Source organism: uncultured Campylobacter sp. (assembly GCF_937997405.1).
GTDB lineage: Bacteria > Campylobacterota > Campylobacteria > Campylobacterales > Campylobacteraceae > Campylobacter_B.
Genome location: NZ_CALKTL010000012.1, coordinates 1 through 9,026 on the forward strand (window position 1 = coordinate 1; position 9,026 = coordinate 9,026).

The 9,026-nt window shown below is 47.7% G+C and carries 14 protein-coding genes; 1 reads left to right on the forward strand and 13 read right to left on the reverse strand.

The window, feature by feature from the left end:
• Positions 1-54 precede the first annotated feature (54 nt).
• The 12 genes from panD to infA all read right to left on the reverse strand — a co-directional run bounded on the left by panD (position 55) and on the right by infA (position 6,893).
• Positions 55-402 carry an aspartate 1-decarboxylase gene (gene panD, locus Q0372_RS00580; protein WP_298101375.1) on the reverse strand — a complete coding sequence of 116 codons (348 nt, stop codon included), beginning with the start codon at positions 400-402 and terminating at the stop codon, positions 55-57.
• 16 nt (positions 403-418) lie between these two features.
• Positions 419-1,726: a UDP-N-acetylmuramoyl-L-alanyl-D-glutamate--2,6-diaminopimelate ligase gene (locus Q0372_RS00585; RefSeq protein ID WP_298101377.1), complete on the reverse strand. Its 1,308-nt coding sequence runs from the start codon at positions 1,724-1,726 to the stop codon at positions 419-421.
• Positions 1,704-2,252, reverse strand: coding sequence for a histidine kinase (locus Q0372_RS00590; protein WP_298101379.1), 549 nt, complete (start codon positions 2,250-2,252; stop codon positions 1,704-1,706). The genes Q0372_RS00585 and Q0372_RS00590 overlap by 23 nt, the downstream gene beginning before the upstream one ends.
• A complete protein-coding gene (locus Q0372_RS00595; RefSeq protein WP_291938545.1) occupies positions 2,242-2,508 on the reverse strand; it encodes a NifU family protein in 267 nt (88 codons plus the stop codon). Before Q0372_RS00595 ends, Q0372_RS00590 begins: the two co-directional genes overlap by 11 nt.
• 475 nt (positions 2,509-2,983) lie before the next feature.
• On the reverse strand, positions 2,984-3,544 hold the full coding sequence (locus Q0372_RS00600) for a L,D-transpeptidase family protein (RefSeq protein ID WP_298101381.1): 561 nt from the start codon (positions 3,542-3,544) through the stop codon (positions 2,984-2,986).
• 30 nt (positions 3,545-3,574) lie between these two features.
• Positions 3,575-3,931 carry a 50S ribosomal protein L17 gene (gene rplQ, locus Q0372_RS00605; RefSeq protein WP_298101382.1) on the reverse strand — a complete coding sequence of 119 codons (357 nt, stop codon included), beginning with the start codon at positions 3,929-3,931 and terminating at the stop codon, positions 3,575-3,577.
• 3 nt (positions 3,932-3,934) lie between these two features.
• Positions 3,935-4,957, reverse strand: coding sequence for a DNA-directed RNA polymerase subunit alpha (locus Q0372_RS00610; RefSeq protein WP_298101384.1), 1,023 nt, complete (start codon positions 4,955-4,957; stop codon positions 3,935-3,937).
• 11 nt (positions 4,958-4,968) lie between these two features.
• Entirely contained in the window at positions 4,969-5,595 is a 627-nt protein-coding gene (rpsD, locus tag Q0372_RS00615; protein WP_005869858.1) for a 30S ribosomal protein S4, read from the reverse strand.
• A gap of 18 nt (positions 5,596-5,613) precedes the next feature.
• Positions 5,614-6,006, reverse strand: a complete 393-nt coding sequence (gene rpsK / locus Q0372_RS00620) for a 30S ribosomal protein S11 (protein ID WP_177387174.1) — start codon at positions 6,004-6,006, stop codon at positions 5,614-5,616.
• Positions 6,007-6,016: 10 nt separating this feature from the next.
• Positions 6,017-6,385: a 30S ribosomal protein S13 gene (gene rpsM / locus Q0372_RS00625; protein ID WP_005869856.1), complete on the reverse strand. Its 369-nt coding sequence runs from the start codon at positions 6,383-6,385 to the stop codon at positions 6,017-6,019.
• Positions 6,386-6,388: 3 nt separating this feature from the next.
• On the reverse strand, positions 6,389-6,502 hold the full coding sequence (rpmJ, locus tag Q0372_RS00630; protein ID WP_005869855.1) for a 50S ribosomal protein L36: 114 nt from the start codon (positions 6,500-6,502) through the stop codon (positions 6,389-6,391).
• Between the two features lie 172 nt (positions 6,503-6,674).
• Entirely contained in the window at positions 6,675-6,893 is a 219-nt protein-coding gene (gene infA / locus Q0372_RS00635; RefSeq protein ID WP_005869854.1) for a translation initiation factor IF-1, read from the reverse strand.
• A 189-nt stretch (positions 6,894-7,082) separates the two neighbouring features.
• Between infA and Q0372_RS00640 the strand changes: the two genes are divergently transcribed.
• Positions 7,083-7,955 (forward strand): neutral zinc metallopeptidase, encoded by an 873-nt coding sequence (locus Q0372_RS00640; protein ID WP_298101386.1) that lies wholly within the window; start codon positions 7,083-7,085, stop codon positions 7,953-7,955.
• A gap of 378 nt (positions 7,956-8,333) precedes the next feature.
• On the opposite strand, the gene Q0372_RS00645 is transcribed toward Q0372_RS00640, so the two are convergent.
• Positions 8,334-8,789: an NAD(P)H-dependent oxidoreductase gene (locus tag Q0372_RS00645; RefSeq protein WP_298101388.1), complete on the reverse strand. Its 456-nt coding sequence runs from the start codon at positions 8,787-8,789 to the stop codon at positions 8,334-8,336.
• Between the last annotated feature and the right edge of the window lie 237 nt (positions 8,790-9,026).

The window sequence follows — 9,026 nt, forward strand, 5'->3', positions numbered from 1 at the left end:
GCATCTGATCGAGCATCTGCCCCATTTTCGAAAAATCCATTCCTTCGAACATCTTTACTCCGTTATTTGGTTTTTTTCGTTTACCTGCACGATTTTTGGTTTAAAATTTTTCGCTTTTTTGACGCTCATCTGCGCGTAGGCTACGATGATGACGACGTCGCCGACGCAGACTTTGCGCGCGGCTGCGCCGTTTAGGCAGATCTCGCCCTTTTTCTCGCCGCGGATCACGTAGGTAGCGAAGCGCTCGCCGTTATTGACGTTTAGGATCTCTACTTTTTGGTATTCGCAAAGCCCCGCAGCCTCGATGAGCTCGGGTCCGATCGTAATGGAGCCTACGTAGTTGAGGTTGGCGTCCGTCACGCGCGCGCGGTGGATTTTGCTTGATAAAATTTCGATTTTCATCGGCCGTCCTTTAAATTTAGTCTAAATTTGACTCGCCTCGCGCCGCGACGAGCTCGCTCACGACCTGTTTGTCGCTGAAAGGATGCTTCACGCCCTTGATCTCCTGGTAGGTCTCGTCGCCCTTGCCCAAAATAGCGATCATCTCGCCGTTTTTGGCAAGATCTAGCGCGCGCGCGATAGCCTCTTTGCGATCCGCGATCTTTAAAATTTTATCTTTTCGGCACATGCCGGCGCAAATTTGTTCGATGATCTCGTCTGGATCCTCGCTGCGCGGGTTATCGCTCGTAACGATACAAATTTTAGCAAAGTGCTCGGCGATGGCGCCCATTTTCGGACGCTTGCCGTGGTCGCGATCGCCGCCCGCGCCGAAAACCGCGATGATCTCGCCGCTTGCGCGCAGCGCGTTTAGCACCTTTTCGATGCCGTCCGGGGTATGGGCGAAATCGACGATTACAAGCGGGTTTTTATTTACGACCTGCACGCGACCCTCGACGCCGCCGAAGTTTGCCAGGGCTTTCGCGATCTTTTCGTTCGGTAGCTCGGTTAGAATTTTAACCGCCGCAAACGCCGCGGTAAGGTTGTAGAGATTAAACTCGCCGATGAGATCGCTTTGCAGCTGCGCCGTGCCGTGCGCCGTACGTATGAGTGCGTCGATGCCGCCCTTTAGCCCGTATCCGCTCACGCCGAAGTTAGCGGCGTTTTTGATACCGTAGGTAAGGGCGTTTGCGGGGTTAAATTTAATATGCCCGTCGTCGGCGTTTATGAGTTTTGGCGCGTCGTCTGCGAAAAACGAGCTCTTGACCGCAGCGTATTCTTGCATGCTGCCGTGATAATCGAGATGATCTTGGCTTAAATTCGTAAAAATTTTAAGCGCAAATTCTAATCCTTCGATGCGGTTTTGTGCTATCGCATGCGAGCTAACCTCCATAACGAAGTACTCGCAGCCCTGCTTGCTAGCTTCGCAAAGATAGCTCATCGTCTTAAAAACCGAGCTCGTCGTAAGCCCCTTTTCGTCGATCCTGCGCTCGTTTATGAAAGCGCCGCGCGTGCCGCTTAAGCCGCAGCTAAAGCCCAGATCCAGCAGCGTCGAGTAGATCGCCGCCGCGGTCGTCGTTTTGCCGTTCGTACCGGTGATGCCTACGATTTTGATGCGCGGATTAATATTTAAAAGTTCCTTTGCTTGCGCGATAGAGATGATCTGTGCGCCTTTTTGCGCCGCTTCGGGTTCAAATTTAGCATTCGCGTCCGTGCGCATAAAAAAGCAGCCCGCCTCGCACTCGGCGGAGTTATCGGTGATAAAGCTATTTTCGAGTCGTATTTTCATGATTTTTGATTTTTTGCATTAGCGCTTCGAAGCGCTCATCGCCTGCATACGCGGCAGCCGAGCTCTCGACGTAATTAAGCCCCATTTCGTAGTAGCCGTTTTCTATCAAATTTTCTAAAAATTCTATCATCTCGGTTTTGTCCGAAATGGCGATTTTGGAGGAAAAAATGATCGATTCGAAGGCTTCTTTAAAGCCTTTTTGGCCTACCGCGCGCATAAAATCGGCATACGCGATAACGGCAATCTCATCCTCGGCGCCGGGTTCGGAAGCCGCTTCATTCGCGATCTTTTCGTTGATGGAGTTTAAAATTTTAAAAAGCTCCGCGGTTTGAGTTTTTGGGCTGAGGTTGTAAAAATCAAAGAGCATAAGCGCCTCTTCGCGGTCTGCCAGCGCAGTCTGGCAAAGCTCAAGCAAAAATAGAATTTCCTCCTCGCCGCTTTTTTCGTATGCGAGCGAAAAATATAGCTTCGCAAGCTCGAATTCTCCGCGCGAAAAGGCCTTGAGCCCCAGTTTTTTATAGTTCAAACTCTTCGCCTTCGGGGATGTTTACGACGCTAAGCTCGGGGTGAATATCCATGCGAAGCTGGCGCTCGACGCCGTATTTTAGGGTCTGTGAGCTCGCCGCGCAGCCGTGGCAATGCCCGGTAAGGCGGACATAGACGACGCCGTTTTTTATGCCTAAAAGCTTCATATCGCCGCCGTCGTTTTGCAGCATCGGTCGGATTAGCTCCAAGCTGCCTTGTACCGGGGCTAGAAGCTCTTCGTCTGTAAATGGTATCATTAAAATTCCTTATTTTAGTTTTGGCGAATTATATCTAAAAGCGATAAAAAAAGGCTTATCGGGGATGAAATTTAATCTGAAATTTTGCGCAAGGGCGCAGATTTTGCGCCATGGATCGCAAAGAATTTTATACGCCACGAACGGCGAGTCGCAATTTTAAAATTTTATCGATTCGGCAAGGACGAAACTCGCAAATAATCGGGCTTGCGTATATTTAAATTTAGACTATTTGCGCTATAAATTTGGGATGAAATTTCGTTTGAGCGGTAGGTAAAATTTAAAGCGGAACTGTCTAAATTTAATTAGGATAAGCGCCGATACGATTAAATTTTATAAAAACAAACTCCGAGTTTAATCGTAAATTTTACGACTACAAAAGCCCGGGCGGCGAATATTGTTTTGAAGCTCACAGATGAAATTTACGCTACGTTTTATATCGATCGCGGCTGTGAAATTTTAGCGCAGGCGTGTGCAATCACGGCAAAATTTCTATCGGCGTGCCGATTTTTACGTGCTCAAAAAGCTCGTCCATATCGTCATTGACGAGCGCTATGCAGCCCTCCGTCCAGTCGCCGAACGCCGCGATACTCTGCCCTAGGTAGCTAAATTTATTCGGTAGCCCGTGGATTTTGATATCGCCGCCTGCGCTCTTGCCGAGGGATTTTGCGTGTGCTACGTCGGCTTTATTCGGATAGGAGATGCCTAAATTTAGATGATACGCCGAGTTTGGATTTTTACCGTTTATGGTGTAGTTGCCCTCCGGAGTTTTGCCGTCGCCTTGAATCTCCTTGTGCCCTTCAGGCTCGCGTCCGAGGGCGATTTTGTAGCTTTTCGCGACGCCTTTTGAGGTTAAAATTTCAAGAATTCGTTTGGATTTATAGACGCGGATTTTAGAAATTTGCTCGCCGTTCAATGCTTGCTTTAGCGAAATTTCAGAGTTGATCGTTTCGATATTTTTATAGCTAAGATAATTGTCCAATGCCCACGCCAAGCCCGCAGCGATGATAATAAGCGGAAGTAAAATTTTAAATTTCATAGAAGAAATTTCGGGAGTGATCCCGAAATTTTATTTGCTGATTAGCTCGATATAAGCCATCTCTGCGGCGTCGCCCTTGCGAAGGCGGGTTTTGATGATGCGAGTGTAGCCGCCGTTTACACCTGCATATTTTGGAGCGATCTCGGTGACCAACTTATTTGTCGCAGCCTTATCCTGAAGCGCCGCGAAAACAAATCTATGCGCCTCGCTGTCGCCCTTGCGCGCGTGAGTGATCAGCTTTTCTACGTAGCTTCTTAGCTCTTTGGCTTTAGGAAGCGTAGTCTCGATCTTGCCGCTCGTGACTATAGCGATAGTCAAATTCTTAAGCAGCGCGGCGCGGTGAGACGAGGTGCGCCCTAGCTTTCTATATCCGTGGTTGTGTCTCATTTACTATCCTTCATTCTTTTGTTTTTGAATTTTTAACTCTTCGAGCTTGCGTTTTAGCTGCTCTTTTTTATCGCCAAGCTCTTGGTTGCCGATAGGATAACCGATCTCCTCCATAACGGCCTTGATCTCCTCAAGCGATTTTTTGCCTAAATTTTTAAGATCTTTCAGCTCGCTCTCCTCCATGATCGCAAGCTCGCCGATAAATCTAATATCCGCGCGATCCAGGCAGTTAAAGCTTCGCGCGCTTAGGCTTAGATTGCTAACGCTCTCAAAAAGCTTTGCAAATTCGGAATTTGCGGGGATCGCTCTACCGAAAGTGTCCGCAGCGCTGATATTTACGATGCCTTTGAAAACCGCCAGCTGCTGATACATCGCCTCAAGTGCGTTTTTAAACGCATCTATCGCGCTGATCTGACCGTCGGTAGTGATCGTAAAGACCACCTTTTCGTAGTCGGGATTGTCCTCTACAAAGACATTTTCGATGTCGTAAACAGCCTTAGTTACCGGGGTAAAAAACGCATCCAACGCGATGAAATCAGCGTCTAAATTTTCTCTGATCTCTTCGCTTGGGACGTAGCCGATGCCCTTTTCGATGATGAGCGTAAATTTAAGATCGGCATCCTCGTTTATCGTAGCCAGATAAGCGCTTGGATTTACGATCTCTACGGCGTCGTTATTTAGGTCGCTGCCGTAAATTTCTTTAGGCCCTTTAAAGCTGTATTCTACGACCTCGCGCAGGGAATCGCCCTTGATTTTAAACCTTAAGCCTTTTAAATTTATGATAAAAGCCGCCATATCCTCGAGCATACCGCGCATGCTGTCGAATTCGTGGCTTACGCCTTCGATTTTAACCGCAGTCGGCGCGAAACCGACCGTGCTCGTATAAAGTAACCTTCGTAAAGGATGAGCTAGAGTGACGGCATATCCCGTTTCAAAGGGATATGCTATGATTTTAGCAACATTTTCGCTGACATTCTCAACCTTTATTTCAGTTGGCATATGAGCTGATGTTGTGATTTTTCTCATATTAGCACCTACTATTTCGAGTAAAGCTCTACGATAAATCTTTCCTCTACAGGAATAACAACTTCTTCTCTCTCCGGAACTCTAGAAAAAATTCCGTATCTTTTCTCTTTTTCTACGTCTACCCACGCTACGATGCCGGTCTGTGCCGTAAGATCTAGCGCTCTTGAAATTTGCGGGTTATTTTTGCTCTTCTCGATCACTTCGATCTTTTGTCCTGCGCGGACGGAGTACGAAGGGATATCGACGCGCTTGCCGTCTACCAAGATATGTCCGTGCGTAACGAGCTGGCGCGCAAATCGTCTAGTCGTAGCAAAGCCCATGCGGTAAACGACATTATCTAGCCTCTGCTCTAAAAGCTGAACCAAGATCGCTCCGGTGTTACCCTCTCTACGAGCTGCTTCGGCAAATAGTCTGCGAAACTGCTTCTCGCTTACGCCGTACATAAATTTAGCCTTTTGTTTCTCGCGAAGCTGTGAGCCGTATTCGCTTAGTTTAGCGCGTCTTTGTCCGTGCTGACCTGGAGCGTAAGGGCGTTTTAAAAGCGCGCTCTTGCCCGCAAGCCTTCTCTCGCCTTTCATAAATAGATCGACGCCGAGCCTTCTTTCTAATTTTTCAACCGGTCCTGTATATCTAGCCATAAATTTCTCCTTTTATAATTACACGCGACGTCGTTTAGGCGGTCTGCAACCGTTGTGCGCAAGAGGAGTGATATCTTTGAAATATGTAACTTTAATCCCTTCTACGCTACCTACGCTTTTAACGGCGGTCTCGCGTCCGCTTCCCGGACCCTGAACCTTGACGCCTACCTCTTTGATGCCGTGCTCTTTGGCTTTGTTTAACGCGTCCTCGACGGCTTGCTGCGCCGCATAAGGGGTGGATTTTTTGCTGCCTTTAAAATTTAAAGCGCCCGCACTGCTCCACGCGATCGCGTTGCCCATCTCGTCCGTTACGGTTATCATAGTGTTATTAAACGTAGCGGAGATGTAAACTATGCCTTTGGCGATATTTTTTCTGACGGTTTTTTTCTTAACTACTTTTTTTTGTGCCATATCTCAATCCTTATTTAGCTGCCGCGCCGACGGTTTTGCGTTTGCCTTTTCTGGTTCTGGCGTTCGTTTTTGTTTTTTGACCGCGAACCGGAAGGCCCTTTCTGTGTCTTAAGCCGCGATAGCCGCCCAAGTCCATAAGCGCTTTTATATCCATAGCCACTTGTTTGCGAAGATCGCCTTCGACCATATAGTGCTCTTGGATCTCTTTTCTGATAGCGGCGGCTTCATCTTCGCTCAGATCGGCGACTCTTTTATCGTAAGAAATTCCTGCCGCATCGAGAATTTTTCTCGACGTAAATAAACCTATACCGTAGATATAAGTTAGTCCGTATTCAATCCTTTTTTTCTTTGGTAGATCTACACCTGCGATACGAGCCATAACTTATCCTTGTCTTTGTTTATGTTTTGGATTTTCACAAATAACGTGAACAACACCTTTGCGCTTGACAATTTTACATTTGTCGCACATTTTCTTAACGGATGGACGAACTTTCATTCCACTCTCCTAAAATTTTCTCCACTTTAAATGCAAACTGCACCTAGGTTTAATGAAATTTCAAAAGCGAAAGTATCAAACCAACTGTTTTCAAAATAGTGGGGATTTTGAAAACACTTCTTCCTACAGTTTAGTCGCAAAATCGCGAGTATATCTAAATTTAACTTTATCCTTACTTATAGCGGTAGGTGATCCTGCCTTTATCGAGGCTGTAAGGGGTCAGCTCGACTTTTACGCGATCGCCCGGCATTATCTTGATGTAGTGCATCCGCATCTTGCCCGCGATATGGCATAAAATCACGTGTTTGTTGTCTAGCTCGACCTTAAAAGTCGCGTTCGGCAGCGCTTCTATGACATTGCCGTCGATCTCTATGACGTCGTCTTTTGCCACAAATTCTCCTTTCTTTTAAATTTAAAAAGGGCGATTATATAGAATTTAAAATTTTAAACAGCTTAAAAGAAATTTAAAATAAGCAAAATTTCAGATTTATTTCGCTACGCGCGCACTGTTTTTGCAAAAGCAAGGCGGCGCTCTTTTTAAAATTTTAGTATAATGGCTCAAAAATTTTAAAGGAAAAACATGAAATGGCAAGACGGCAGACGAAGCTCAAACGTGGAGGATGACCGCGCAAGCAGCATGCGCACGAGCTCGGGCTCGCTTGGGATGCTGATTCCGATCATCAGATTTTTGCTCGGCTCAAAGATCGGACGCATAGTGCTCGTAATCGGCGTCGTAGCGTATTTTATGGGCTACAACCCTTTGGCGCTTTTAGACGGAGGCGCCAGTACGCAAAGAGAGCCGACCGATAGCCCGCAGGAGCAAGAAAAGCTCGCCTTCGTCTCGGCGGTGCTAGCTCAAACCGAGGACGTTTGGGGCGAGATATTTAAAAGTGCGGGCGCGCGCTACGAGGAGCCGGGGCTTCGGCTTTTCCGCGATCAGATCGCAAGCGGCTGCGGCTTTGCAAGCGCGCAGACGGGACCTTTTTATTGCCCGAGGGACCATAAAATTTATCTCGATCTCGGCTTTTTCGACGAGCTTGCGAACAAATACAAAGCGGGCGGCGACTTCGCGCAGGCCTACGTCATCGCGCACGAAGTAGGGCATCACGTTCAAAATTTAATCGGCACGCTAGAGCAGGTCAATGCTCTTAAAAGGCGTGCTCGCAGCGAAGCTGAGCAAAACGCGCTTCAGGTCAAAGTCGAGCTGCAGGCAGACTGCTACGCGGGAGTCTGGGCCCATTATCTCGCAAAAGCCGGGCGCGTGCTAGAGGCGGGCGACATCGACGAGGCGCTAAATGCCGCCAGCGCGATCGGCGACGATACGCTGCAGCGTAAATTTAGCGGTCGCGTCGTGCCCGATTCCTTCACGCACGGCACCTCCGCACAGCGCAAAGAGTGGTTTAAAAAGGGCTTGGCAGGCGGAAACCTAAAAGCCTGCTCATTTGAGCCGTAAAATGCAGACTTTAAGTTCGTAAATTCTGCCATCTCGTGTTTGAGTGCAGTGCGAGATCCTTTTCTGCGCCGTTGCAAATTTGTCTACAAAACTGCCGTCTAGCGCTTGAGCCGTAAGGCGCAGGCTTTGAGCTAGCTTGCGAGCCAGATCAAGAGCGGTTTAAATTTTAAAATTTAGCTCTAAAATGAGGGCTTGCATTTTAGCATAAATTTTTATCAAGATATATGCGAGTAGACCCGCTATAGGCAAAACACTTGTTTTAATTTAAAATTTTTTATCCGCGCTCTTTGTGCTTAAATTTTTTAAAAATTCCGCGTACTCCGCCGCGCCCTTTTCTATCTGCGTGACACTGCTTTCGTAATCGACGCCCGGCGTCTCCTAGGCGCCGTAAAACGCGAAAAATCCGCGCCAGTCTGCATGAAAATAGTAGCGGAATGCGAGCTCGAATGGCGCTAAAATCTGCTCCATCGTGAAATGATACCGCCCGCTAGGCGCGTAGTCGGCGCGCTTGATACCCGCGCTCACTGCCAGCGCCACGGCGCGCCCACGAATGCCCTCGCTCGTGCGTCCGTAGGCAAATCCATACGTCATCGTCGCATCGATCCAGCTTTTTAAAATCGCGGGCGAGGAGAAATTATGCAGCGGAAATTGCAGCACCAGTGCGTCATGAGCTTTGATTATCGCGCGCTCGCGCTCGCCGTCTATCTCGCCGCTAGGATACTCGCACGCCAGGTCGCGCACGGCGAAATTTTGTGCGGCAGCCTCTTTCAAAAACCGCTTGTTTATGAGCGAATTTTCGATGTCGGGATGAGCTAGAATGATTAAATTTTTCATATTTTTCCTTTAAAATTTTGGTGTGGGGCGATAAAATTTGCCGCTAAAATCGTAGTTATAGCTCTGCCTAAAATTCAATTTTCAAATGAGAAGCAGAATTCTGAGGCAAAATTTCAAGACTAAATTTTAATGCCGAAGCTTCGACGCTTAAATTTGACGTCGAAATTCCGTAGCAAATTCAGTGCATAAATTTCATATTAAACTGCAGCTGCGGAATCATCGACAACGCCAACACCG

Excerpts from the sequence above, each read along its gene's own strand:
- rpsK (WP_177387174.1), bottom strand. The coding sequence starts at position 6,006 with ATGGCACAAAAAAAAGTAGTTAAGAAAAAAACCGTCAGAAAAAATATC.
- rpsM (WP_005869856.1), bottom strand. The coding sequence starts at position 6,385 with ATGGCTCGTATCGCAGGTGTAGATCTACCAAAGAAAAAAAGGATTGAA.
- rpmJ (WP_005869855.1), bottom strand. The coding sequence starts at position 6,502 with ATGAAAGTTCGTCCATCCGTTAAGAAAATGTGCGACAAATGTAAAATT.
- Q0372_RS00585 (WP_298101377.1), bottom strand. The coding sequence starts at position 1,726 with ATGAAAATACGACTCGAAAATAGCTTTATCACCGATAACTCCGCCGAG.
- rplQ (WP_298101382.1), bottom strand. The coding sequence starts at position 3,931 with ATGAGACACAACCACGGATATAGAAAGCTAGGGCGCACCTCGTCTCAC.
- rpsD (WP_005869858.1), bottom strand. The coding sequence starts at position 5,595 with ATGGCTAGATATACAGGACCGGTTGAAAAATTAGAAAGAAGGCTCGGC.
- panD (WP_298101375.1), bottom strand. The coding sequence starts at position 402 with ATGAAAATCGAAATTTTATCAAGCAAAATCCACCGCGCGCGCGTGACG.
- Q0372_RS00640 (WP_298101386.1), top strand. The coding sequence starts at position 7,083 with ATGAAATGGCAAGACGGCAGACGAAGCTCAAACGTGGAGGATGACCGC.
- Q0372_RS00645 (WP_298101388.1), bottom strand. The coding sequence starts at position 8,789 with ATGAAAAATTTAATCATTCTAGCTCATCCCGACATCGAAAATTCGCTC.
- Q0372_RS00595 (WP_291938545.1), bottom strand. The coding sequence starts at position 2,508 with ATGATACCATTTACAGACGAAGAGCTTCTAGCCCCGGTACAAGGCAGC.
- Q0372_RS00600 (WP_298101381.1), bottom strand. The coding sequence starts at position 3,544 with ATGAAATTTAAAATTTTACTTCCGCTTATTATCATCGCTGCGGGCTTG.
- Q0372_RS00610 (WP_298101384.1), bottom strand. The coding sequence starts at position 4,957 with ATGAGAAAAATCACAACATCAGCTCATATGCCAACTGAAATAAAGGTT.